This is a genomic window from Enterococcus sp. DIV1726a, assembly GCF_051710985.1.
In the GTDB taxonomy this organism is placed as follows: Bacteria; Bacillota; Bacilli; order Lactobacillales; family Enterococcaceae; genus Enterococcus_B; species Enterococcus_B hirae.
The window spans coordinates 702,704-728,580 of sequence record NZ_JBIOLS010000001.1 but is presented as its reverse complement, the minus strand read 5'-3'; the positions used below and the strand labels follow the sequence as shown (position 1 = coordinate 728,580).

The window sequence follows — 25,877 nt, the reverse complement described above, 5'->3', positions numbered from 1 at the left end:
ACAAAAAGCAAGCTTTTTGTCGTAACAAGGTAAATACTCTTAAGGTAGATGAATTTGCTCTTTTTCTTTAGTTATCAAGATCACACCATCACCTAGCGGCACTAATGTGGAAGTCAAGTCTGGATGGGTCATGACGACCTGTAAAAATTCATTTAATTTACGATGAATGGCACGTTTGCCTCTAGGAATCTCTTCATCAGGCAATAAAATCGTTCCGCCTTGAAAAATATCATCAACCATCAATACGCCACCTTTTTTTAGCAGACGTAAACATTCTGGTAAAAACTCAATATATTTCGATTTGGCACTGTCCATAAAAATAAAATCATAAGGCCCAGTTAGTTCTGGTAAAATATCAGCCGCTTGTCCTTCTAGTAAAGTAACTTTTTCGGTTAAGCCAAGTCTTTCATAAGTTGCCTTGGCCTTTTTGATCATAACATCAAAACGATCGATCGTCGTGACGTGACCTTTTTCACTGATTAATTGAGCCATCAAACTAGAAGAAAAACCAATAGCTGCACCAATTTCTAAAACATTCTTTGGTTTTAATTGCCCTAATAAAAACTGCATGAATACGACTGTTTCATGGGGAATGATCGGTACTTCCGCTAAATGGGCTTCTTCTTCAATCAAACCAAGCTCTCCAGACAGTTTTTTCTGTTTTGTCCGCATAAAATCAACTAACTCTTCTTTTACTACCGGACGATGCATCATTTCATTACGCATAATCTGCCTCCTCTTCCAAATTATTATACGAAGAACCTGACAAATCCACAAGTTGCAAACAAGTTTACACTCACTTTCCTTTTCGTTGGCTATGAGTAAAAAACCGATTGAAACTTTTCTTTTTTTCAAATTCATCTAGCATATTCCAAGCTGTAATACCTGTCAAACAAAAGGCGATAGTAAAAAATAGCCAGCGCATCCAAGTAAATGCTGATTTTGATAAAAGAATGCCAATATAGGGAATCTGAAAAATGGGCGTTCCAATGATGTATCTTCTCCCCACTACACCAGATTCGGTCTGCGTGGAACTATCTGCTTTAGTATAAAAGTCTTGATGGTCTTTTTCCACTGCGATCACTCGTCGGGTGGTTATTTGCTCTCCTGAGTTTTCATAGTACGTAATCACGTCACCAACCAACAATTCTTCTGGTTTCTTCGGACGTACATAGATCAAACTTCCTTGGCTATAGTAAGGACTCATACCACGATCTTCAATAATATGGGTTGATAGACCAGCTATTTTAGGAAGTAAAATAATGCTCAAAATGATCGCTAAAATAACAATCAGTGTAATTGAACTAATATAGGTTATTTTTTTATAAAATGGCACTAGTTTCCACTCCCTTTACTCATTTCTTATTTCCCATCATATAATAACGATTTAATTTTATCAATTTTAACTCTATTTCTTCTACAACGAATTGAAAGAATTTTAAAAAAAATCTAAAAAATAACTCTGGTTATCTAACTTTATGCAGGTTTATGATTGACTAGAAAACAAAAAACGTTTACCCTAAAAAAAATGTTACTTTTAGAAAGGACACATTATGAACTTTTTTAATAACATTGAATATTTTAAAAAAGCGAACTCATTAAAGATAAAATGGTTTTTCACTATTCTATTATCAACGTTATTTTTAATGATAACAGTATATTTCTTTTATTATATTTTTACTCCTTCTGATAGTGGAAAGGTCAAAGAAATAAAAAATTCATGGGAATTTTACTTAAAAAATGAACCTGATTTTCGTTTTGATAGTCATTATATTAGTTACCTTCCAACAGTTGAAAGAAATGAAACTTTTGTGATGGAAACTATATTAAAAGAAGAGATGGATGATTCGAACTTAGTGATTCGGGGAAACAACCAATGGATAAAAGTTTATTTAAATGATCAACTTTTATATGATCGAACAAATGAACAAGACCAACTTCATCCTGGTTTATCTTTGGCAGTTATTGATCTGCCTACACACTATGCTGGTGAACACTTAAAAATCGAAGTTACTTCACCATATGAAAACTATTCGGGTATTCCACCAAAAGTTTATGTTGGAAATACGGGACCAATCATCAGCTTTATTTTTTCCCAATCTGTTCCCCAAGTAGTTACCATGATCATTGCCATCTTTTTAGGAATTGGGATATTGGTGTACGCCATTTTTAAGCTTTACAAAAAGAAGATACTAGATATTTCACTGATCATTCTCAGTTGTTTTGCGTTAGTCTTAGGGTTTGAATCAATCTCTGAAGATATATTAAGCGGCATCCTTTTTGAACCAATCGTCCATTCGATTTTATCTGATACATTTACTATTTTAACTTCAGTATTTCTGGTATTGTATTATTTATCCCGAATGAAACATTATCAAAAAATATATGGTCTCTTTTGTTTTCTACAAGTCTCCATCCAAATAGGTGTCCTTATTTATTCATTGATGACAGTAGGAGAATTAACTGAACTAATGCCCATTGTTAATGCGGTTAGTGTAATCAGTACATTAGTTACTTCGCTTGTCTGTGTTGGGGAAGCCTATCGGAATAATCGTTTTTTCATTGCTTGTACACCGTGGATTGTGCTGATTGCCATTTTCCATTGTATGCTTTATATCCAACCATCATTAGGTATTTATAATGCAAATATTAATTGGTCTACTATTCTATTTATGATTATTCTGATTATTATCATTTGTTATAATATTATCGAGTACATCATCAGCTTTGATAAGCATCAGCGAACTGTTAATTTCTTGAAAACAAAATCGGATTTACTTGAACAGCATTATGATCAGCTACGTGATCACATTCAAGAAATCAGTACATTAAGAACTGAGTTTATCCAAACTATGGAAAACTTAGAACACTTGGTCAAGGAAGAAGAAACCGATGAAGTACAAAATTATGTGCAAACTATCTTAACTAATGCTCGAAATTTTGAATTTATTTTCTCTTACTCCTCTCACCAACTCACTAATCTTATTTTAGCTCGTTATCAAGAAATTGCATCAAAGCGAAATATCAAAGTGAAGTTTCAAGCCGAACTACCAGAAGTATTGACCGTCAATGATGATGACTTGACCCAAATACTGATTCATGTCTTAGAACATTCTTTTAGAGAAACACATGCCATTGAAGATCCAATGCATCGAAAAATTTATTTATCGATGCAGGAAAAAGAAAATCAACTATTGATTCGTTGTGAACATAGCGCAAACTATGAAACAAATCTCTTTTCACAAGGAATTACAGAAAACTTTGCTGAACAAGAACAGTTTGATTTAAAAATAATCCAAGATGTGGCGGAACGTTATGCAGGAACGTTGACTCAGGAAAAAGATAGTCAGGTAGATCGTTTAATCATCCAATTGACTAAAACAAATCCCAAGAAAAGCATATAATGTCTTTGGCAGATTGGAAAATTGATTTATTGAATGAAGGTTTGAGCGGACAAAATACTATTCGTTCTCTTTCTCAAAAAAAGATAAAAAACAGGGAACACCAATCATTGGTGTTCCCTGTTTTTGACTAATGACTAACATTCGATCAATATAAAAGAGCAAGAAAATCTTCAGCTTCGATTGCACCAAAATACTTTTTGATATCAATCGTTTTTACTACATCACTTAAAACTGATTTATCATATCTTTGTCCAATCAGTTTTTCTTCGACGTCCTTTATCTCTCCTAACCCAAAGAAGTCACCAAATATTTTCACATCATCAATCAAACCATGTGACACATTCAGATGGACTTCGATCGAACCAATCGGATACCGCTTTTGTCTCGAAAAGTTAAAATCAGGTGATTTCCCATAATTCCAATCCCAATTACGATAATAGCGATCAGAGATTTCGTTGATTTTGATCCAGTCTTTGCCTGTTAGCTGATACGTATTAACCTCTGCCAGCGTTGCTACTCCGAATATTTTTAATAGAATTTCATCACGAAATTCTTCTGTCAACATCTCTTGTTTTTCTTTAGGTAAAAATGGTTTGATATTGGTCACACGAGAACGAATCGATTTGATCCCTTTGGACTCGATTTTATCTTTTTTTACTTTTAACGCATTGACCACTTCATTGATGTCAGAATCAAACATGATAGTTCCATGGGCAAACATTCGACCATTCGTTGCATACATTGCATTACCAGAGAATTTCATACCATCAATCACTAAATCATTTCGGCCTTTTAACTCTGCTCCAGATACCCCTAATTCGTGAAGAGCTTGAATAATTGGCTTAGTAACTTTAGCAAAATCACGGAAAGAATCGCCATCATCAGGCATGATAAAACTAAAGTTTAAATTTCCAAAGTCGTGATAGACGGCTCCACCGCCACTTAAACGACGAACGACATGGATGCCCTGTTGTTCAACGTAATCTCGATTGATTTCTTCGATCGTGTTTTGATTACGCCCAATAATGATAGATGGTTCATTGATATAAAACAATAAAATCGGTTCATCAACAGGCATTTCTTGGAGTAAAAATTGTTCAATTGCTAGATTGATACGTGGATCATGCTTGTCATTCGGTACAAAAATCATTGTCTTCCTCCTAGATATCAAATACTTTATCGACTTTTGCTAGTGCTACTTCTACTGTATCACCCGCAGCTTGTTGCGCTTCGTTCTGTAATTGTGTAAGATCCCCAAATTGAGGTAAATGGGTCAATACTAGCTTTTTGACTTTTGCTGCTTTCGCAAGTTCCCCCGCTTCTTTTGACGTAAAGTGCGCTTTGTGTCGTTCATTACCAGCAAACAGATAAGTATCTGCTAGAAATAAGTCTGCATTTTCAGCAAATTCTACAAAACTTTCCAAATAGCCGGAATCACCTGTAAAAACAAAGACTTTGCCAGTCGCTTCTTCGACGATTCGCATGGCATAGCACACCACTGGATGGATGGTTTCCATAAACGTGATTAAAAAAGGACCTACTTTCAATTCTTCTGCCTCAAAATAGCCACGTCCTTCTGACACGTTCGGCATTGTTAACTCATCAAAATGAAAAGTATCTTTAGTATGACCATAGATTGGCAAGATAGCTCCTGGTTCTTTTTCAGGATGTAGTTGCCAATAATATTGCAATACACCTAGATCAGCGATGTGATCATGATGGTAATGGCTCAAGATAACCGCATCAAGTTCTAACGGTTCAAGATGCTCTTGTAATTTTATCAAGGTGGCGCTACCAGCATCGATCAGTAGATTAAAGCCAGCTGACTGCAATAAATAGCTAGTCGTTCCTTGATTTTTATATGGATAGGCGCCTAAGCAACCTAATACAGTTAATTTCATGATCGTTCTCCTTTCAGAATCAATGTAATAGAATCCTTTTTTTTCTGTGAAACCTCTCTCATGTTTTATGAAAAATAAGTAGCTGGGGGTTCTTTTTCAAGTCTTGCTTGCTCGTAAAAACCTGCAATAGTCACATTGACATAGGCGATAACCCACAATAAACCAAAGAACAAGGCTAGGGCTCCAACAAGGTACCACCCGATAAATGAAAGTTGTAATAGGATATAAGTACCTAAACGATCTTTTAATAAATACCACGCGTATTGCAAACACTGGATGATTGAAAGTTCTGGGTAATCAAATTTAGTCCAAGCCGCAAATTGAAACAATCCGCCCACAATACTCATCAACAAAAGAGAAACAAAGGTCATGAGCAAGGTGGTCAAAACGTAACTAATGTCCAAAGCATTCCCTGATAACACATCTGTTGAAATTGTGTTTGAATTAAATAGTAATTGTGTATAAGTATTGACACCACCAATCAAAAAACCTGGTAATAAAACAAGGGCATTAATGATCCAATTGATCACAACATTGATCAAATTAATCACTAAAATAGGTCCAAAATATTTTTTTTGAAAGACGGCAAACAATAAATTACTTTTTGCTCTGCCGCCGCGAACGACTACCAGCGCAATGTAATATAAGGCATATGAAAAAGCAAATAGAAGGAAATTCTCTAGTAAAAAGCTAACTATTTGTTGTTGCGTGCTATCTACGAAAAAAAATCCCTCAAAAAACATTTGGATCAAACCCGCAACAAACATCGAAAGAAAGACTAGCCAAGCATTGATTCCCCATTGTTGCGCAAGGCTAGCTCGAGCTTTTTTGCGATAATCTGAAAGTGATAACTTTGTTTCCATTAATCATAACTCCTAATCTTTTCAACTGTTTTGTGGTCTAATCGCTTCACTAATTCCGTCACTAATTTCACAGTATTCAAATAATCATCTTCATGGATCACTGAAGTATGTGAATGCAAATACCGCACCGGAACAGTAATCGCCACAGACGGTACCCCATCTCTTGTCAAATGCATCTGTCCTGCGTCTGTCCCACCACCAGTAATGACGGTGTATTGGAATGGTATATCCATTTCTTCCGCCACATCAATCACAAAATTCAACAGTTTTTTATGTGGAATCATTGAAGCATCAAAAATCAAGATTTGTGGACCTTTACCCAAAATCGAATCCGCTTCTTTTGGCGTCATCCCCGGTGTATCTCCAGCTGTTCCTGTATCTAAAGCAAAGGCGATATCTGGATTCACTAAGTGTGTACTTGTGCGTGCCCCTCTAAGGCCAACTTCTTCTTGCACATCGCTCCCTGCGAATAAAACATTGGGATGTCCTTCTTTTGCTAAATTCTCAAGAACTCGTAATGAAACAGCTGTACCGATGCGATTGTCCCATGCCTTAGCTAGTAAAAATTTACCGCCATTCAACCGTTTATACTCAATATATGGGGTTACCATATCGCCAGGGCGAATACCCCATTCTTTTGCTTCTTTATCGCTTGTCGCTCCAATATCAATAAACATATCCTTGATATCATACGGTTTATTTCTTACTTGTGGGGTTAAAACATGTGGCGGTTTCGAACCAATCACGCCATGGATCACTTTCCCAGCTTGTGTTTTGATTTCCACTTGTTGGGCTAACATCACTTGTCCCCACCAACCACCTAATGTTTGAAATTCCAAAAAACCTTTATCAGTGATCTTAGTCACCATAAATCCCACTTCATCCATATGACCGGAAATAAAAATCTTAGGTCCACCACCAGAACCATGTTTGGCGATAATACTACCTAAACCATCATAAAAAATATCTTCCGCAAAGTCTTTTGCATACTTTTTATAGACTTGTCTCACTTCTTCTTCATTGCCTGGTACTCCTTTGGCTGAAGTCAGATCAATCAATAACTGTTCTTCTTTTTTATCCAAAACGTCTCCCTCATTTCTCGTATTGATAGCTAGATTATACCATTTATTAGGTGTGCTTTTCAGCAGAACGATTTTTTCAGTTAGAAAAAAGCCAGGATTCCTCGAAAGTTTACCGAATAACTTTCAATAATCCTGGCTTTTTTGCATAATGCATACGATAGCAATCGCTATTTTCTCTTAAATGGACTGACAGCAGTAAACGAGCGTTTCTTTTATGCACTTCGTGTTCGAAACTCCATTACTGTTGGTTTTCTTTTAAATCATTTGGTGAATGTTTTTGCCAGTCTTTACTATAAAATGATGGATCCAATTGATAGTGACTTGGTTGTTGTTGGTTTTCTAAAAACGGTCTAATCCGTTGATCTGCTGCTAGCCACCCTTTCCAACCTAAATGAATGGTGTCTTCCATAAAATAAGGTTGATCAGCCATTTTTGTAAAATCTGCGATCCGATCAAAGCCTTGACTCTGCAATTGAAATTTGATTTTCTTTGCAAATCCTTGAAGCATTTCTTGAGATAACCCAGTATAATCACTCCATTTTTGATTCACAGGTGGAATGATGAATAATGCTTCTGCCTGTTCCTGGGCTAATTGCTGTAGGACTAATTGAAAATCTGAAAATTCAGGTGAAAAACGATAATCCCAATTTTTTTGAGAATTTTTCAGCTCTTTTAAGTGGTGACGAATGCGCTCTTTATAAAAATCATTTTTTAACTCAAAAGAATTGTCACTTGTACTTTTTCTCCCAATATTTTCCGCTAGGTTTGCCAGAACTTTTTCTTGATAATTAGCAGGCAACGGCTTCATTGCCTGATCAATTTTGTCTTGTTTACTTTTCAGACCAATATTGCTGAACATTTCATCTTCTCTTTTTAAAATATTCCAGTTCAAGCGCAATTGATTTCGTTTTTCGACAGAAGGAAGTTGACCTTTTTTGATCATTTGTAACATTTCCGTCAATTTTTCATCTTTTTTAACGATAGAAAAATGTAAAAGTCTTCTAGCTAAATAACGGTCAGCAGGAGTGATTTTTTTCAATGAGAACAGCCAGTCAAGGGTTTGTAACTGTGAATAATACGTATCAAAATAATCTTTTTTTACGCCATCTTTGACAAACCATTGTGGAGAAATGATAAAAACGATTTTCTTATTTTTCAAATCATCTCCTGCAGAGCGCATCATCATATACTGACTTAATGATTGTGTCCCAGGTGCCCCTAATAAGAAGGGACGATAATCACGATGGTATTTCTCCGCCAAGACGGATGGGTGAAACGGACTGATCCGACTGAGTTCACTTGAACCAAAAAAAGGAACATATTTTTTTTCAGCTAAGGCTTCGTTTTTGATGATATCTCCTTTTAACACATTTTCGGACATGGATGTAGAAGCTTTTTTTATGATTGTTGGGTCGGTTAGATCCACACGATACGAAGAAGTGAAAAAAACTGCTATCAATCCAAAGGCTAAAAGGATTGGACCGAAAATAGCAAATAATTTCTTTTTCATTCTCATCCCTTCAATTCTTGTACTTGTGCAATGATTTTATTCGGTGTGCCCCACTGTTCACGATCAAATTCAGAAACAGGGACTTGAACATCTAATTGTCCATCTAATTCGACTAATAATTGAACAGAAGCAAGTGAATCTAGCAATCCTTCACCAAACAAATCAAGCTCTCGATTTTCTCTTATTTCATCTGTTCCTGTAATGTCTTCTAAAATAGTTAAAATTTGTTCTTCCATAATATAATCTCTCCTTAAATAATCATAATGTAAAATAAATCATTTTTAAGTCTTAGATAATCATCTGCTTTACTTAAACAAAAGTTGGTCTAAAAAGCCCGAAAATATCAATAAACTAAAACAAACTGCTTGGAAAGTCATAAAGACAGCAAAAGCGTGAGTAAACCAATTGGATGGTAGTTGTTTTTTATGTTTTTTCTTGAATCGTAGCCAAACGTCGGTTAAGCAAATCAAAGTAGCATGATACAACCCATACACGATGTAATACCAAGTTAGACCATGCCAGATTCCCATCAATAGGAATAATGCATAATAACCAATATTCGAGGTTACAATTTTACTTTTGAACCATTTTTTCTTCATCAAGAAAAACATCAAGCGCATATAAACATAATCTCGAAACCAAAATGATAACGTCATGTGCCAACGATTCCAAAATTCTTTGATATTCCAAGACAAGAATGGTTTGTTAAAGTTGATTGGTGTTTGGTACCCCATCAAGTAACTCGTTCCCACCGCAAACAAACTATAGCCTGCAAAGTCAAAAAACAGATATAAACTATACACATAGGTATATCCTACTAATGACCAAGAAAAACCACCATGTTGCAAGGCAGCTTTGGAAACGATTGGTAACAACACTTGACCCAAATAATAGCCAATAATAAATTTGTATAAAAAACCTAGAAAAATATTTTGGATACCTTTTTCTAATAATGTCAGATATTTCTCAGTTGCAGGTGGCTGACATTGATCCTTTTCAAATCTTCTATAGCGATCGATTGGTCCAGATGAGATCGTTGGAAAAAAGAGTAAAAATTGAATATAACGAAAAGGCTGATAGTTCTTGATCAATCCATCCCTAATTTCCATGATCATCTGAACAGATTTAAAGGTTAGATAGGAGATCCCTAGAAAAGCTAGAAAAGATTCTTTCCCATGGGCAAAAAACGGTGTGACTTTTGTTAAAAATAATGGGAAAATCGCTAGGATCACCGCTAAGTAAAACCAAATACCTTGATTTTTCTTTTGACGGTAAACGAAGTAAGCCCAAACTAATAATGTCTGCCAAACAACATATGCAATCAAGGCTACACCTTGTTGCCAATAGACACCACCAAAACTGATGAATAAGAAAAGCAAGGTGATGAGTGTTTGATAAATTGGCAATCTTTTCCCTCGAATCAACAATGATAGCACGATCGGTACTAAACCGATGATTAACAGCAGAAAATAATAAGGTTCTGCGTACGGGATCATATGTGGAAAGGTCATTGAGGATTCACCTCAGCTATTAATTTTTTCCGATCGATTTTCCCGTTCACCGTTTGTGGTAAAAGATCAATGTAATTGATTTTTTGAGGGATCATGTAATCCATGACCGAATGTGCCAATTTTTCCTTAATTGATTTAGAGAGTTTAAAACTTGGTTCTGGCGAATTTTTTTCTAATACAATAAAAGCAACTAGTTGTTGAACTTTGGTTCCTTGGTATTTTGGAACAACTATCGCTTGTTTAATCCGTTCATCTAACAAAAGCCCGTGTTCGATATCTCCTAATTCGATTCGATACCCATGAAGTTTTATCTGTTGATCCATTCGTCCCTCATAGAACAAAAGACCTTCCTCATTAAGAAACCCAGCATCGCCAGTATGATAACTTTGTTGATCCTGTTTCTTGAAAAAAGCAGCTTTGGTTTTTTCTGGATTATTCAGATACCCCTTGGAGACACTAGGACCCAAGATAATAATTTCACCTGTTTGATTGACCGGTTGCACTTTTTGATCATTCATAATCTGAACCTCGGTATCTTCTTTGATATAACCAATCGGTAAACGTTCATAGCGATCTAAAATACCTTGAGTGATTTGGATACTTGAAATAGCAACCGTGGCTTCCGTTGGTCCATACGTATTATAAATACGGGCTTCAGGAAATCGTTTCAATAATTCTTGCGCTGTTTTTTTGGTTAATTCTTCCCCACAGAACAAGAAAGTGGCTAGATCTGGTACATGTTCCGCATCAAAAGTGGGTTCCATCAAACAGATATCGATAAATGAAGGAGTTGATACCCAGACATCTAATTTCAACTTTGCTAAAGTAGAAAATAATTGTCTAAAGTCTTGAATAACCGCTTTTTCTAAGGGTTTTAACATTCCTCCTGTCACAAGTGCTGGATAAATCGAAAAAACAGATAAGTCAAACGAAAATGGTGCTTGTGCTAAGAAACGTAGACCCTGTTCAAGATGAAATTCCTGGATCGTCCAACGAACAAAGCTCAATAAGTTATCATGACTGATTTGCACACCCTTGGGCTCACCTGTAGTACCAGAGGTAAAAATAATGTAATAATTTTCGTCACCTTTAACTGGATGTGTTGTTTCGTATTGACTCTCTTTTTTCGTGATCGTTGCTAATTCTTCCCGAGAAATCACTGGGATACCATCTGTTTCCATCTGCCAGTCACCGACACTAATGATCAAAGCTGGTTTTGCTACTCGAAGAATTGATTCAATTCGCTCATTCGGCGTATGTTCTTCAATCGGAAGATAGGCATGGCCAGCTTTGGTGACACCAAGAAAAGAAACGATCATTTCAAACTCTAGATTTCCAAAAACCACGATTGGTCCCTGTTTCTGTAGATTTCTGTCTAAATAAGCTGCTAAAGCATCGGACTTTCTTTTTAGCTCACCATAGGTATGCTCTGTGATTTCTGTCTGATAAACGACCCGATCTGGTTCCGTTTGACCAAAAAAATCAATTGATTCAACGATTGTTTGAATATCCATCGTCTTCCTCCTAAAATTCATTATAGATAAAAGATCCGCCTTGGACATTTTTATAATGGTACAAATAAATCAACATAAAAATAATTGCACTATACAATAATGTTCGTACCACAAACGTGCCCCAGTACCTAAATTGAGGATTATTCCACCAATTTTTCAATTTATATTTCCCTCCTAATCGAATCTCAAAACAATTTTACCCATTCTTTTTAAAAAACAACATTTGTTTTCCTAACAGTAATCGCTTTTCTGCTAACAATTTTGTCACAATTTAGATTAACTACAAAAAGACGGTTATTATAATATAAGCATCACCTCAAATAAATAAAGATTTTTTTTAAAAAAGCTAAAAAGACTTAAACGATCTATCTAACAAATCGTTTAAGCCTTTCTTCATTCAAATTAAAAAAACAGAGTACTCACCTTTTGATCATTTAAATATAGCTTGATTTATTCCTCAATAATCCTGCAATATAAGACACTTGTGATGTAATAAAACAAGATATAGATCAAGACAAGTGAGCCACAAATCAGATATGCTAACCCATAATTTGCTGTATCGACATATTGAGTAAATACTTCAATGGCAAAAAAGGTATGCATACTCCCCAAAATAATTGGTGGGAAAAACATGATCGCATTTTGCCCAAAGATGACTCGCTTCACTTTTTTTCGAGAAATCCCTAATTTCGTTAATAATTGATAATTCTCTCGTTCTTCTTCTGCTTCTGCTAATTGACGAACCATCAGCATGCTTCCAGTCGTGACAATAACAATTATTCCAATAAAGATCGAAACATACGCCATTAAACCAATTCCTTGTTCAACTGTCCGTTTAAATGGTAAACGTGCAGAAAAGTTAAGACGTGAATCTTCATTATTGTATTCATCAGAAGATTGATCTGAAGCTGCTTTTTCTTGGTGCGATTCATTTTTATGAATCGTTCCAGTTATAGACTCTCCTTTGATCTCATAATCATAATAAATGATGTTCTCATAACTTGTAGGAATCTCTTTAGAAATACGTTCAATGATTTTTTCCTGATCTCCCCCTTGCACATTCCAATTGACCACTTGATAGTTTAGTCCAGATGCTTTAGCAAAATAATCATCACTGACAACGAGTGTCGGACCGAAATACCTCAACGAACCATCTCCTAAAAAATTAGGTAAGGTTGCTTGAATATCTAAAGTTTGATCGGGCAAGTAGAATGTTGAATCATACATTGAAAAATTTCTAAAGATGTTTTTCATACTATCTAATACCACAGTGCTGTTATCCGATGTTAAATCAATTTTAGGCATTTTAGGATTGAATTGTCGAAAGGCATGATATTCTTTTTCTGGAATCAAATTTACCAATTGAAATACTTTTTCCTCAGAAATCCCGTCTAACTTATCATTATAGTAACTTCCAATTACTTTGTAATTGATCGTCATTTCTTTTGTGATCGTTTGCCCTTCACTTGCAAGAAGCGGTCGCAGCTTATCGGCTGTTGCCTTATCCATTTGATAAGATACCGGTGAGACCATCTCCACATTTCGAGACATGATGACAGTCGCACTCATCATTGCGCCAATCATCGTTAAAGCTAGAGCCATGATCAGTGTGATCAACGAATTGATCCGCCAGCTTTTCAGCAGATGGATCTGCGTATTGCCGATCAGCAAGAAGTTGATCCCTCGATACTTAATTCGAGAACGACTCACCAAATCGATTAACACACGTAGGGAAAAACAAAAGAACAGATATGTCCCGATCACACAAAACAGCAGGATCAGAACAAATAATAAGAAAGGAAAGCGAAGATCTTGCGTAAAAATAAAAAGTTTAGCAGCAAATTCCCGATAGTGGACCGCAAAGAAATAACCACTAGAGATCAGCAATAAACCCAGTGTTCCTAAAAAACGATGGCGTGTCCGAACTCTTAACTTGCTACTTTCCAAATGATCGTATTCGCCAAAATTTCGAATCGTCGGATAGCGCCAGATTTTCCATAATGAATACAAAGAAACAACAGATAAAATCAAAAAAAACAACAGAAAGGTTTCAAAAATCGATGGCACGGAAATGAAGAAAAGACTCGTGATTTGCAAGTTCATCATGCGAATCAAGATCATAGAAAATAATTTTGAGAAAATGATTCCTAAAATAATCCCTGCTGTACAGGCGAATAATCCAATAGCCATTGTTTCCAATACATAGATCAGTGAGATTTGGGTTTTCTTCACACCAAACAACTGATAGATCCCAATCTCTCTTTGTCTGCGGTTAAAGAAAAAACGATTTGCACTAATAACAAAAAAAAGTAATACGATTAAGATAATCCAACTACCCATACCAAAAAAAACATTGAATAAAGAATCTTGCTGTGTCCTTCGGTTCAATAATTGATCATAAGAAATCGTACTAAAAGAATAGTAGATCATCGTTGATAACGTTAGACTAAAAAAGTAAACGAGATACCCTCTTGACTGTCGCAGAAAACTTTTCGCAGCCAACTTATAAAGCATTGAGTTTTCCACCTCCCCCAATGGTCGCCTGCATATCAATCACCCGTTCAAAAAATTCGTTTCTTGAACCTCTGCGAACTACTTCAGAGAAAATCACCCCATCTTTGATAAATAAAATCCGATCACAATAACTGGCTGTATACGGATCATGTGTTACTAATAAGATAGTTGATTTTTCTACTCGGTTCATCGTTGTTAAATAATTTAGTAACTCGGTGGCTGATTTCGAGTCCAGAGACCCGGTTGGCTCATCAGCAAAAATGACTTGTGGTTGAATAACTAATGCTCTAGCAGCCGCAATCCGTTGTCTCTGACCAACTGATAATTCATCTGGATAACGTTTTAAGATTTCTTCGATCCCTAATAATTGAGCAACATGCAACACACTTTTTTCCATCTCTTCTTTCGAGATTCGTTCCACCGCTAATGGTAGTAAGATATTGTCCTTCGCATTCAATGTATCGATCAAATTAAATTCTTGAAAAATAAATCCTAATTTTTTGCGACGGAAGTCACTCAATTCATTATTTTTCATTTTAGTGATCTCATTTCCTTGGATCAACACACTTCCCATCGTTGGTAGATTGATCGTCGAAAGAATATTCATCAAAGTCGTCTTTCCAGCACCACTCGGTCCCATGATGCCAACAAATTCTCCTTTTTCTACTGTAAAAGAGATATTATCAAGTACTTTTACCGGCGAAAGCTTATTTCCATAGCTTTTACTTACATGTTTTACCTCGATCATTTTATCCATGGCTTTCCTCCTTGGGTTTTGCTTACTCGCCACACTGACACACTTACCAGCATATTAGCATATTCTTTGGTTTTTTTCTCTGATCTTTACAGCATTTGAGCATTTCTTTTTAGATTTTTATCATTTCACAGACATAACCTTTTTTTAAAAAAATTTTTATTCATCTATTTTATTCACGAAAGCGGTATATTCAAAATAAAAATCCTATAAACTTACGTTTTCACTTTTTTTCACAAAGAAATATATACAACATATAGTATAGTTGTTCGTTTATACACCTGTTTGCATACTATATATAGCTAGTATTTAGTTGCTCCTTCGTGGATTTTGTTTTATGATAGACAAGAAGAATTTAGCAGGAGTTGAATAAAATGAGTGTACAAATTGAAGAAAAAGTAACAGATCCCCTTCATTCAGAAGTATCAAACATAACAATCATTAAACGAGATGGTCGACGTGTCGAATTTGATGAAACAAAAATCAATGAGGCTTTAGTCAAAGCTGAAAAGAAAATTCATGGCTCATTGTCTCCACTTACTTATGAAAAAATTCAAACGATCGTGGATTTAGTCGTTCAAGAAATCAAACGACGCTTTACCGACAACGTTAAAATATATGAGATCCAAAATATCGTTGAACACATTCTTTTAGAAAAAAACGAATATGAATTAGCAGAAGAATATATCAATTACCGCACAAAACGTGATTTTGCCAGAAGCAAAGCGACAGATATCAATTTTTCGATCAAAAAATTGATCAATAAAGACCAAACAGTTGTCAATGAGAATGCGAATAAAGATAGTAATGTCTTCAATACTCAAAGAGATTTAACCGCTGGTATCGTTGGAAAATCCATCGGTTTGAAAATGTTGCCCCCACATATCGCAAATGCGCATCAAAAAGGCGACATCCATTACCATGATTTAGATTATCATCCATACACACCAATGACAAACTGTTGTTTGATCGATTTCAAAGGAATGTTGAACAACGGATTCAAAATTGGAAATGCTGAAGTGGAATCACCAAAATCAATTCAAACTGCTACTGCTCAAATTTCACAGATTATTGCAAATGTAGCTTCCAGTCAATATGGTGGTTGTTCTGCTGACCGAACAGATGAATTACTTGCTCCTTTCGCTGAACTGAATTATCAAAAACATTTAGCGGATGCAGAAGAATGGATCGAAACACCTGAACGTCGAGTAGAGTATGCGAAATCAAAAACCAAAAAAGATATTTTTGATGCGATGCAAAGTCTAGAATATGAAATCAATACTCTTTTTACTTCAAATGGTCAAACACCATTTACTTCTCTTGGCTTTGGTTTAGGAAAAAACTGGTTTGAGCGAGAAATTCAAAAAGCAATCTTACAAAATCGGATCAATGGCTTAGGTAGCGAAAAGCGGACAGCTATCTTCCCTAAATTGATTTTCACATTAAAAGATGGCATAAACTTGAACCCAACTGATCCTAATTATGACATTAAACAATTAGCTTTGGAATGTGCAACTAAGCGGATGTATCCTGATATTTTAAACTACGACAAAATCGTTGAATTAACCGGTAGTTTCAAAGTACCTATGGGTTGTCGTTCATTTTTACAAGGTTGGAAAGATGAAAATGGCCAAGAAGTGAACGTTGGTCGAATGAATCTTGGTGTGGTCACACTAAACTTACCTCGTATTGCCATCGAAGCGAAAGGCGATCAGGAAAAATTCTGGCAAATCCTCTCTGAGCGCTTAGCCATCATGAAAGATGCTTTAGTTTATCGTGTCGATCGTTGTAAAGAAGCGATCCCTGCTAACGCACCAATCTTATATATGTATGGTGCATTCGGCAAACGTCTCTCAAAAACAGATGCTGTCGATGAATTATTCAAAAATCGTCGTGCAACGGTTTCTTTAGGTTATATCGGTCTTTACGAAGTGGCTTCTGCTTTTTATGGTGGGGAATGGGAAAACAATCCCGAAGCAAAAGATTTTACCCTTGATATCGTGAAAGAATTAAAAGCCAAAGCAGATGCTTGGGGTGACGAATATGGATATCATTTCAGCGTTTACTCTACACCTAGTGAGAGCTTAACTGATCGTTTTTGCCGTTTAGATACAGAAAAATTTGGCGAAGTCGAAAACATCACTGATAAAGAATATTACACGAATAGTTTCCATTATGACGTTCGTAAAAACCCAACTCCGTTTGAAAAACTAGATTTTGAAAAAGATTATCCGAAGTATTGTTCTGGTGGTTTTATCCATTACTGTGAGTACCCAATGCTTCAACAAAACCCGAAAGCATTAGAAGCCGTTTGGGATTATGCTTACGATAAAGTTGGCTATTTAGGAACGAATACACCAATTGATCATTGCTACAAATGTGGCTTTGAAGGTGACTTCAAACCAACCGAACGTGGCTTTGAATGTCCCGAATGCGGCAATCATGATCCAAAAACTTGTGACGTCGTTAAAAGAACCTGTGGCTATTTAGGTAACCCACAAGCACGTCCAATGGTTCACGGTCGTCACAAGGAGATCTCTTCACGTGTCAAACATATGAAGTAATCTTTCTCTACTATTTCGTTCTAATTTACTCTAAGAAAAAAGATAGAGCGATCAGTTATTCCTTAGAAAACAATCCCCTTTCACAGCGTGACTACGATAAATCGAACGGTGCGTGAACCGTGACCGTTCGATTTATTTGCATTTTTTTGAGGCTAGTCCATTATCTTTTCTGAGACTGCTTGCTGTGAAACTGGTTTGAGTTTTAAGTAAATTTTTCATACTTTGATGTTAGAAAGAAGTTTTTTTATGCGAAATCCTAAACCTAAAGAATGGCTGGCACAAGATTACAGCCAAAATTACATTGCTGATTACAAACCATTTAACTTTGTGGATGGCGAAGGCGTAAGAAATAGTCTTTATGTGAGTGGCTGCTTATTTGCTTGTGAAGGATGTTTCAATAAAGCAGCGCAAAACTTCCGCTATGGTAAACCTTTCACACCAGAGCTGGAAGAACAAATCATTACCGATCTCCGCCATGATTACGTTCAAGGACTGACCCTTTTAGGCGGGGAACCTTTTCTAAACACGGACGTCTGTCTCCAAGTCGTTGAGCGTATCCGACAAGAATTTGGTCAGACCAAAGATATCTGGTCGTGGACCGGTTATACTTTTGACGAACTACTTCAAGACTCCGAAGACAAGTTAGCTCTTTTAGCAAAAATCGATATCTTAGTTGATGGACGTTTTGAACTAAGTAAAAAGGATTTAAAACTACAGTTTCGCGGTAGTAGTAATCAACGCATCATCGATGTCAAAAAATCGCTAGCCGAAAATAGAGTAGTGATTTGGGAAAAATGCAGCGATGCTACAGAATCGTATGAACAAATCAAAAAACAGGAGTTCATTTAGGTCCTCCCACTCCTTATTGAATAAAAAACAGTAGAAACGTATGTTGATTTCCAACACGTTTTCTACTGTTTTTTCATTCCCACAAAGGTAACACAATATTCTCATAAGTCATGGGATCTAAATTCGTTAACGTGATCCCCAAGAGACGTATGCCTTGTTCAATCCCTAAAATTTCTTCCCAAATCAAACTTGCTTGATAAAAGAGCGCTTCTTTCTTATAGATATACTCAGGTAAAGTGACTCTTTTCGTGACTGTCGTATAATCCGTATATCTCACTTTTAACACTACGGTTTTTCCATGTTTTTGGACTCTTTTCAACGACTCTTCTACTTTCTCAGCTAATTGTCGTAATTGTGCTAATACCGCTTCTTCCGTTTGTAGTGGCTGACCATAAGTATGCTCTTTTCCTACAGATTTTCTTTCCCTTGTCACATTGACTGGTGCATCATGGACACCTCTTACTTTTCGATAAAGCGAATAGCCCATCTTGCCAAATTGTTGGATCAACATCATCTCTGTACAATTATAAAGATCTTCTCCAGTGAAAATACCAAGTTCATGCATCTTAGGGACGGTTTTTTTTCCTACCCCATGAAATTTATCAATAGGTAGTGCCTTTAGGAACGTCAATGCGTCTTGAGGTGCAACGATAGTAATGCCTTTAGGTTTTTGAAAATCTGAGGCTAATTTCGCTAAAAACTTATTATAGCTCACACCTGCCGAGCAGGTCAGTTTTACCTCTTCCCAAATGTCTCTTTGGATCAAACGAGCAATTTTGATTGCTGATTTACAATTGCGTTTATTGTTCGTCACATCAAGATAGGCTTCATCAATACTGACAGGCTCAACGATATCCGTATATCGGTAAAAAATCTCACGAACAATTTGTGAGATCTCACTGTATTTTTGATGATCGCCTGGTTTAAAAATAGCTTGTGGACATAATTCATATGCTTTTTGCGCACTCATCGCTGAATGGATGCCATACTTTCTTGCTTCATAATTCGCTGTAGTAACCACTCCTCGACCACCAGTGTCACTCGGATGTCTGGCAATAACTAAGGGTTTCCCTCTAAATTCTGGATGATCCCGTTCTTCGACAGAGGCAAAAAAAGCATCCATATCGATATGAATGATTTTTCTAGATGTATCATTATGTAAAGGAAACTGTAATTCCATCTCACTCACCCCTATCATGATTATATAGGAACTTTTGTTCGGTGACAAGAAGATGGTTACCCACCGAACGGACCACAAAAAAGAGCCGAAATTTCACAAAAACTGAGACATCAATTTCGGAAATCACGACTTCTAAAATGATCATTCATCACTTGAGACTGTTTAGTAAACCAACCAGGTCATCTGAATCATTCGTTACTCAGTTTCTTCAGTCGCTTGCAAGGATGCATCAGAATGAAGAAAATAAATCAACGTTTGTAATTCATTCGTTAAGTCAACATTTTGAATCAACACGTCTGCTGGCGCATTTAATCGAGCAGAAGTAAAATTCAAGATACCTTTAATGCCCGCTTCAGTCAACCGATTAACTACTTCTTGTGCTCGCTCAGCTGGTATCGTCAATATTGCTACTTCGATTTGTTGGATCTTGATTTGCTCAAACATATCTTCCATAGGGTAAACGGGAATCCCATCCACGATCCGTCCAACGATTGCTTCGTTGACATCAAATGCACAACTTACACGGATACTGTTACTTTGATGGAATTTATATTTTAAAAGGGCACTTCCCAAATTACCGACACCGATCAACGCCACATTAGTCAATTGATCATCATTCAATGTTTTTGCGAAAAAATGCATGAGGTCTTCAACATCGTAGCCATAGCCTCGTTTTCCTAATTCTCCAAAATATGAAAAATCACGGCGAATCGTTGCACTGTCAACTTGAACAGCCTCACTTAATTCAGTTGATGATACTTTTTTCTTACCAGCATTATTTAAGATTCGTAAATAACGGTAATACAAAGGTAGCCGTTTGGCTGTTGCCTTTGGAATAACATGATCTTTCACTTAATTACCTCCACTTTTACTTTAAGTTTACTTTGATTTATCCATCATATCAGTATATATAGGAAAAAATCAATTTGATTGCTTGGATATTGTGAAATTTTATTCTTTATTCATTTTTTTATCATTTCTTTGAACCTCGCAGTATCAAGGAATTTATGGTAGACTACTAGTTGAAAAAGAGATTTATTCTTAGAGAATTCACAAAGTAGAAAAGAGGATTCCATGATATTATTACAAGCCAATCAAATTGCTCGTCACTTCGGTGCAGAGATCTTATTTGAGAATATCCATTTAGAAATCAGCACAGGGGCTCGGATCGCATTAGTCGGCCGTAACGGAGCAGGAAAATCAACACTTTTGAAGATCCTTGCTGGAATCGAACGCCCCGATGAAGGAACAATTGCTAAAAATAAAGCTGCTACTTTAGGCTATCTGGCACAAGATACTGGGTTAGATTCAGCAGAAACAGTCTGGAATGAAATGCTTAAATCATTCGAAACAATCCGTCAAATGGAAAATCGAATGCGCGAACTTGAAATCTTGATTAGTGAAGGAACACCTGATACACCTTCCTATGAGTCACTTTTGAAAGAATACGATAAATTACAACACGATTTTTCAGATAGAAACGGTTATGGCTACGAAAATGAAATACGCTCTGTTTTGCATGGCTTTAAATTTGATCCGTCTTTTTATGATCAAAAAATCAATGAATTGTCTGGCGGACAACGCACTCGCTTAGCGTTAGCAAGAATGTTGCTCCAACATCCAGATATACTGATTTTAGACGAACCAACCAACCATTTAGATATTGAGACTCTCTCTTGGTTAGAAGGCTACCTGCAAAGTTATACTGGTGCCTTACTGATCGTCTCCCATGACCGATATTTCTTAGATAAAGTCGCAACAGAAGTTTACGAATTAAGTCGAAAAAAAATGCGCCACTATAAAGGGAATTATTCGAAGTATCTTGATATGAAAGCTGAACAATTAGCAACTGAATGGAAAGCTTATGAAAAACAACAAACTGAGATCCATAAATTGGAAGATTTTGTCGCACGCAACTTGGTACGCGCTTCTACGACGAAAAGAGCCCAAAGTCGCAGAAAAGTCCTTGAGAAAATGGATCGGATTGACCGTCCTCAAGGAGACGAAAAACAAGCTCACTTTCTTTTCAATGTAGCAAAGCCATCAGGAAATGTTGTATTACAAATCGAAGATGCTGCGATTGGTTATCATAATGATGTTTTGTCTGAACCGATCAATCTTGATATTCGGCGTCAAGAAGCCATTGCACTGGTCGGCCCCAATGGTATTGGTAAATCCACGCTTTTAAAATCGATCATCCATCAGTTGCCGTTTATCCGTGGAAAAGAACATTTAGGAACCAATGTGACGATCGGCTACTACGATCAAGGTCAAGCAGACTTACACACCAACAAAACAATTTTAGCTGAATTATGGGATGAACATCCAACGACTCCCGAAAAAGAAATTCGTAGCGTTTTGGGTGCCTTTCTATTTTCTGGTGAAGATGTAGAAAAGACCATCCCCTTGCTAAGCGGTGGTGAAAAAGCCCGAGTCGCCCTTGCAAAACTCGCAATGAATCAAGAAAACTTTTTGATTTTAGACGAACCAACCAACCACCTGGACATTGATAATAAAGAAGTATTAGAAAATGCCTTGATTGATTATGATGGTACTTTGTTGTTTGTCTCTCATGACCGTTATTTCATCAATCGGATTGCCACAAAAGTCATCGAATTATCGGAAAACGGTAGTAAAGTTTATTTAGGTGACTATGATTATTATTTGGAAAAGAAACAAGAAGAAGCGGAGATAGCAGAGCTGTTAGCTGAAAAAACACCAGAAGAAGAGCATATTTCTACGAACAAGAAAACCTATTTCCAAAGTAAAGAGCAACAAAAGCTGATACGTAGTTTACAACGTAAAATCACTCAAATTGAAGAAGAATTAGCTATTTTAGATGAACAGATCGAGGCACTAGAACAGCAAATGGTGTCCCCAGAGAATTTGGATAACCATCTCAAATTAAATGAATTGAATCAAACACTCGAAGCAACTCGCCAATCTCAAGAAACAAAACTTTCTGAATGGGAAGATTTGAGTATTGAGCTTGAAGAATATGAAAATGAATAAAAACAGATAAATGAATATTCATTTCTGCACTAGAAACGCTCTCAAAACAGTACCCGCTGTTTCGAGGGCGTTTCACTTATCACAACGCACACTATCAAAGCAATCTCAAAGTGCTTGTTTATTCTCTACCTAAATTTTCTTGAACTTTTGTCTCACTAGATTGTGCCTTTGTTTCGATTAAACTGGGTTCCTTTATTTTATCAGTTATACTTTCCATCGTTTGGCATCCATTCGTTTGAGTTTTTTGTTTTGTCTGACTCTCCATCTGATCCCTCCCCTTATTCAATGAGAAATCATTGATCTTCTTTGTTACTTGAAAATCAATTACCACTTTGTTTCTTTGACAGCCTTTAGGATTTATTCGCCCAAACATTTCTTGATAAGCTTGTTGATTAAGCCGATAATTAGTAATTTCCCCTCCCAAACACCGCGATAAAATTTCACTTTTTATCTTTATATTCTTCGCTAGTTCTACTTTGATTTCCTTTAAATTTCCTTTCTCGAACATTGTATCCAACTTATATTCCTGTAATTTTGCTTCATTTATTTGTAGCCAGATATTTAAATAATCTGTTAGATAAATCTTTTCTTGACTATGGACTTGTATTTCTTTATGAAAGGCTTCAGTATGAGATTCATAACTGGTTTCACCTTTATTTATTTCTTTTGCATTTTTTTCTCGGTCATACAAGCGGATTAATGCTGTAGTCGCCGGACAAAAGTCTTTCGGTTCATGAATTTTTTTATTTAGCTTAAGTAGCATTTCATTGACTTCTTTATCTTGATTATTTGAAAAATTTTTTCTAAGCCATTGAAACAATCCCATTCTAAACACTCCTATCTATCGCTCTTTTACAAGAATTATATCTGTTATTCTTTTTATTAATAGGTCACTTTATTCCTTTCAACCTAAAAAAAACGACTATTACTAAAAGAGAGACTGAGCAAAAATTTTCTCAGTCTCCTCTATTCATTTCCTACTCATTCATACTAGCTGAACCGAAATTCTGTTTGTTTAAGATACTTGATTGAATTCTTGATTTTTCAGTTCATACACCACATCGCAGCCTTTAGCGACATCCTGTTCGTGGGTGACTAAAATAATACATTTCTTTTGCTCATGTGCAATCTCTTGGAAAAGTTTAACGATCTCGCTGGAAGTTGTTTCATCCAAGTTTCCAGTCGGTTCATCCGCAACGATTAGATCGTGTTCACAGCATAGGGCTCTAGTGATTGCTACTCGTTGTTGCTGACCACCAGATAGCATCGTAACTTTTTTATCTGCTAAATCCTTAGTGATTCCGACTTTTTCCAAGTTCGCTAAGGCGTAGGCTTTTTTATCTGTCTGTTGGCTTTGAGCAATCTCCATCGCTGTTACCACATTGTCTACTGCCGATAAATACGGCAGTAGATTATAGGCTTGGAATACAATTGATACATCTTTACGACGATATTCCCGCAATCCAATTTTTTTCAACGATTTGTCATCATAGAGAATTTCTCCGTTTTTTGGTGTATCTAGTCCTGCGATCAGGGATAAAAAAGTCGTTTTCCCTGAACCGCTCGTACCTAAAATTGCATACATTTTGCCTTTTTCAAAAGTTAAATTAACGTTTTCGAATAATCGTCGGTTGTCTTCATACCAGTAGCCTAAATCTTTTGTTGATAGTGTCATTAAAAATTCCTCCTTTAATTAGGAAATCAATATTTTCTTCGGATTCAGTCGTAGAATTCCTGCTGATGAAAGGACAATTGAGAATAAACTAATCCCCAGCCCAATTCCTGCAAGACTTAATATCTCGGTTGGCTGCATTGAAATATTTAGTTCTTGAATTTCTTTTGATTGTGTAAATGGATTGCTTCCCATTTGACCACCACTAGGACCACCGTTTCCGCCACCAGGTGCTTGTCCTTGGTTACCTTGATTTGGACCGCCGTTTCCTGCCGTATTCGCTTCTTGTCCATCTGCATTTTGCGAAGTTGTTTGCTGACTCAACAACTGGTTGCCGACTGCATTGCCAACAACATTTCCGCTAGCTGCAGCGATCCCTAAAGCGAAGATCATGCAGACAAAAATCTCAACGAAAAATTGTGAAATAACTTTGACCCGTGATTCACCTAATGAAAGTAATACACCGATCTCATATTTACGTTCACGAATCGACAGCATAATAATCAATGTCAAAATAATGACTCCGGCTACGGCTACTAAAATCACGATATTCTTCGCAAAGCTTGATACATTATTCAACGGCTGAAGCATTTGCTGATACATTTGATCATTGGTTTCTAAGCTGAATGTATCCGTATCGATCAATTTATTCGCTGCTTCTACAAAGCTGTCCATGTCTTTGGGATCATCTAAGTTATAAACTGCCGAATCGATCGTTTTTCCTTCCGATCCAGTTAAGGTGTTAACCAGTGTATAAGAAGAAAAAATCGTGTTCGCTGGATTCATAAAGTTGAAGCGAGCACTCATACTGTTGCCAGAATCACTTGTTTTGTAAATACCTTTAATAGTAACTTCAACATCTTTATCATCGGTATCTTTAATCTTAAATTTGTCCCCGACACTTAGATCGTTTGCTTCCGCTAAACTTTGCTCGATCAGTACATTATTCGTCCCTTCATCATCCGAAGTGATTGCCTTGCCTTCAACTAGGCTAGCTGTTCCTGATGAAAAATCACTGTAAGAATTACTTTCGGAAACACCTTTAATTTGGAAATCCCCTTGACTCATCCCACCAGGTGCTTTCTGTCCACCAAATCCAACAGCTTGTTCATCCGAAGATTCCTCTTCACTGTCACTATCACTCGAGATCGGTGTAATCCCTGTGCCTTTATCCGCTGAAGTACTTGCTTCAAATGAATACGATTTAACATTCGCTAATTCTGCGATTTTTTTTGCATCACTCAAGTTGACGGGTGTCTGTTCAAAGCTACCTGGATCTGGACGACTGCTTTCATCATCTGAATCTGAATTTGATTGCTGTTTGAACATTGCCTCTCGGTTCGTTGATAAGGTGACGGTTGCCCCGACACTTTTTTTCGCATTCGTGGTCGCCAGTTCAGCGCCGCTGCGGATCGTTAACCCCGCTAATACAAAAATTAATATGGCAGAAAAGACGGTGATCATAATGATGCTGCGTCCTTTTTTGGCCCAAAGGCTTTGAATCGCCCGTTTGATATAATTCATTTTGGTTCCTCCTTCATTTGTCT

At 36.5% G+C, this 25,877-nt stretch carries 22 protein-coding genes; 4 read left to right on the top strand and 18 right to left on the bottom strand.

Annotated features, from left to right (window positions below):
- Positions 1-39: 39 nt before the first annotated feature.
- Entirely contained in the window at positions 40-726 is a 687-nt protein-coding gene (locus IGJ27_RS03320) for an O-methyltransferase (RefSeq protein ID WP_034698785.1), read from the bottom strand.
- A 70-nt stretch (positions 727-796) separates the two neighbouring features.
- A complete protein-coding gene (locus IGJ27_RS03315) occupies positions 797-1,336 on the bottom strand; it encodes a signal peptidase I (protein ID WP_010719813.1) in 540 nt (179 codons plus the stop codon).
- Between the two features lie 217 nt (positions 1,337-1,553).
- Between IGJ27_RS03315 and IGJ27_RS03310 the strand changes: the two genes are divergently transcribed.
- Entirely contained in the window at positions 1,554-3,404 is a 1,851-nt protein-coding gene (locus tag IGJ27_RS03310) for a GHKL domain-containing protein (RefSeq protein WP_161651886.1), read from the top strand.
- 145 nt (positions 3,405-3,549) lie between these two features.
- On the opposite strand, the gene IGJ27_RS03305 is transcribed toward IGJ27_RS03310, so the two are convergent.
- The 11 genes from IGJ27_RS03305 to IGJ27_RS03255 all read right to left on the bottom strand — a co-directional run bounded on the left by IGJ27_RS03305 (position 3,550) and on the right by IGJ27_RS03255 (position 15,056).
- Complete coding sequence (locus tag IGJ27_RS03305; RefSeq protein WP_178306113.1) at positions 3,550-4,554, bottom strand: lipoate--protein ligase; 1,005 nt, start codon at positions 4,552-4,554, stop codon at positions 3,550-3,552.
- Between the two features lie 10 nt (positions 4,555-4,564).
- Complete coding sequence (locus IGJ27_RS03300; protein ID WP_010719816.1) at positions 4,565-5,305, bottom strand: MBL fold metallo-hydrolase; 741 nt, start codon at positions 5,303-5,305, stop codon at positions 4,565-4,567.
- 65 nt (positions 5,306-5,370) lie between these two features.
- The gene (locus tag IGJ27_RS03295; protein ID WP_010719817.1) at positions 5,371-6,168 is read right to left on the bottom strand and encodes a DUF975 family protein; all 798 of its coding nucleotides are present in this window, start codon (positions 6,166-6,168) and stop codon (positions 5,371-5,373) included.
- Complete coding sequence (locus IGJ27_RS03290) at positions 6,168-7,250, bottom strand: M42 family metallopeptidase (protein WP_010719818.1); 1,083 nt, start codon at positions 7,248-7,250, stop codon at positions 6,168-6,170. Before IGJ27_RS03290 ends, IGJ27_RS03295 begins: the two co-directional genes overlap by 1 nt.
- A 238-nt stretch (positions 7,251-7,488) precedes the next feature.
- Positions 7,489-8,760: a D-alanyl-lipoteichoic acid biosynthesis protein DltD gene (gene dltD / locus IGJ27_RS03285; protein WP_178306114.1), complete on the bottom strand. Its 1,272-nt coding sequence runs from the start codon at positions 8,758-8,760 to the stop codon at positions 7,489-7,491.
- 2 nt (positions 8,761-8,762) lie between these two features.
- A complete protein-coding gene (gene dltC / locus IGJ27_RS03280) occupies positions 8,763-8,996 on the bottom strand; it encodes a D-alanine--poly(phosphoribitol) ligase subunit DltC (RefSeq protein ID WP_010719820.1) in 234 nt (77 codons plus the stop codon).
- 69 nt (positions 8,997-9,065) lie between these two features.
- Positions 9,066-10,271, bottom strand: coding sequence for a D-alanyl-lipoteichoic acid biosynthesis protein DltB (gene dltB, locus IGJ27_RS03275; protein ID WP_010719821.1), 1,206 nt, complete (start codon positions 10,269-10,271; stop codon positions 9,066-9,068).
- Positions 10,268-11,785, bottom strand: coding sequence for a D-alanine--poly(phosphoribitol) ligase subunit DltA (dltA, locus tag IGJ27_RS03270; protein WP_178306115.1), 1,518 nt, complete (start codon positions 11,783-11,785; stop codon positions 10,268-10,270). Before dltA ends, dltB begins: the two co-directional genes overlap by 4 nt.
- 10 nt (positions 11,786-11,795) lie before the next feature.
- Positions 11,796-11,945: a teichoic acid D-Ala incorporation-associated protein DltX gene (locus IGJ27_RS03265; protein ID WP_014834217.1), complete on the bottom strand. Its 150-nt coding sequence runs from the start codon at positions 11,943-11,945 to the stop codon at positions 11,796-11,798.
- A 290-nt stretch (positions 11,946-12,235) separates the two neighbouring features.
- Positions 12,236-14,299 (bottom strand): ABC transporter permease, encoded by a 2,064-nt coding sequence (locus IGJ27_RS03260; RefSeq protein ID WP_178306116.1) that lies wholly within the window; start codon positions 14,297-14,299, stop codon positions 12,236-12,238.
- Entirely contained in the window at positions 14,289-15,056 is a 768-nt protein-coding gene (locus tag IGJ27_RS03255; RefSeq protein WP_034698771.1) for an ABC transporter ATP-binding protein, read from the bottom strand. The genes IGJ27_RS03260 and IGJ27_RS03255 overlap by 11 nt, the downstream gene beginning before the upstream one ends.
- Before the next feature lie 371 nt (positions 15,057-15,427).
- Here IGJ27_RS03255 and nrdD point away from each other — a divergent pair, with 371 nt between their 5' ends.
- Both nrdD and nrdG read left to right on the top strand, forming a co-directional pair.
- The gene (gene nrdD / locus IGJ27_RS03250; RefSeq protein ID WP_010719825.1) at positions 15,428-17,617 is read left to right on the top strand and encodes an anaerobic ribonucleoside-triphosphate reductase; all 2,190 of its coding nucleotides are present in this window, start codon (positions 15,428-15,430) and stop codon (positions 17,615-17,617) included.
- 246 nt (positions 17,618-17,863) lie between these two features.
- The gene (gene nrdG, locus IGJ27_RS03245; protein WP_010719826.1) at positions 17,864-18,466 is read left to right on the top strand and encodes an anaerobic ribonucleoside-triphosphate reductase activating protein; all 603 of its coding nucleotides are present in this window, start codon (positions 17,864-17,866) and stop codon (positions 18,464-18,466) included.
- 73 nt (positions 18,467-18,539) lie between these two features.
- Here nrdG and dinB read toward each other — a convergent pair whose 3' ends face one another.
- Both dinB and IGJ27_RS03235 read right to left on the bottom strand, forming a co-directional pair.
- On the bottom strand, positions 18,540-19,646 hold the full coding sequence (gene dinB, locus IGJ27_RS03240; RefSeq protein WP_010719827.1) for a DNA polymerase IV: 1,107 nt from the start codon (positions 19,644-19,646) through the stop codon (positions 18,540-18,542).
- A 195-nt stretch (positions 19,647-19,841) separates the two neighbouring features.
- Complete coding sequence (locus IGJ27_RS03235; protein WP_010719828.1) at positions 19,842-20,498, bottom strand: redox-sensing transcriptional repressor Rex; 657 nt, start codon at positions 20,496-20,498, stop codon at positions 19,842-19,844.
- A gap of 222 nt (positions 20,499-20,720) precedes the next feature.
- On the opposite strand from IGJ27_RS03235, the gene IGJ27_RS03230 reads away from it, so the two are divergent.
- Entirely contained in the window at positions 20,721-22,658 is a 1,938-nt protein-coding gene (locus IGJ27_RS03230) for an ABC-F family ATP-binding cassette domain-containing protein (protein WP_438791687.1), read from the top strand.
- 118 nt (positions 22,659-22,776) lie between these two features.
- On the opposite strand, the gene IGJ27_RS03225 is transcribed toward IGJ27_RS03230, so the two are convergent.
- The 3 genes from IGJ27_RS03225 to IGJ27_RS03215 form a co-directional block, all read right to left on the bottom strand.
- Positions 22,777-23,484, bottom strand: a complete 708-nt coding sequence (locus IGJ27_RS03225) for a hypothetical protein (protein ID WP_178306118.1) — start codon at positions 23,482-23,484, stop codon at positions 22,777-22,779.
- Between the two features lie 189 nt (positions 23,485-23,673).
- Positions 23,674-24,333, bottom strand: a complete 660-nt coding sequence (locus tag IGJ27_RS03220; protein ID WP_126344501.1) for an ABC transporter ATP-binding protein — start codon at positions 24,331-24,333, stop codon at positions 23,674-23,676.
- Between the two features lie 18 nt (positions 24,334-24,351).
- Positions 24,352-25,854: an ABC transporter permease gene (locus IGJ27_RS03215; protein ID WP_010738282.1), complete on the bottom strand. Its 1,503-nt coding sequence runs from the start codon at positions 25,852-25,854 to the stop codon at positions 24,352-24,354.
- Positions 25,855-25,877: the final 23 nt, after the last annotated feature.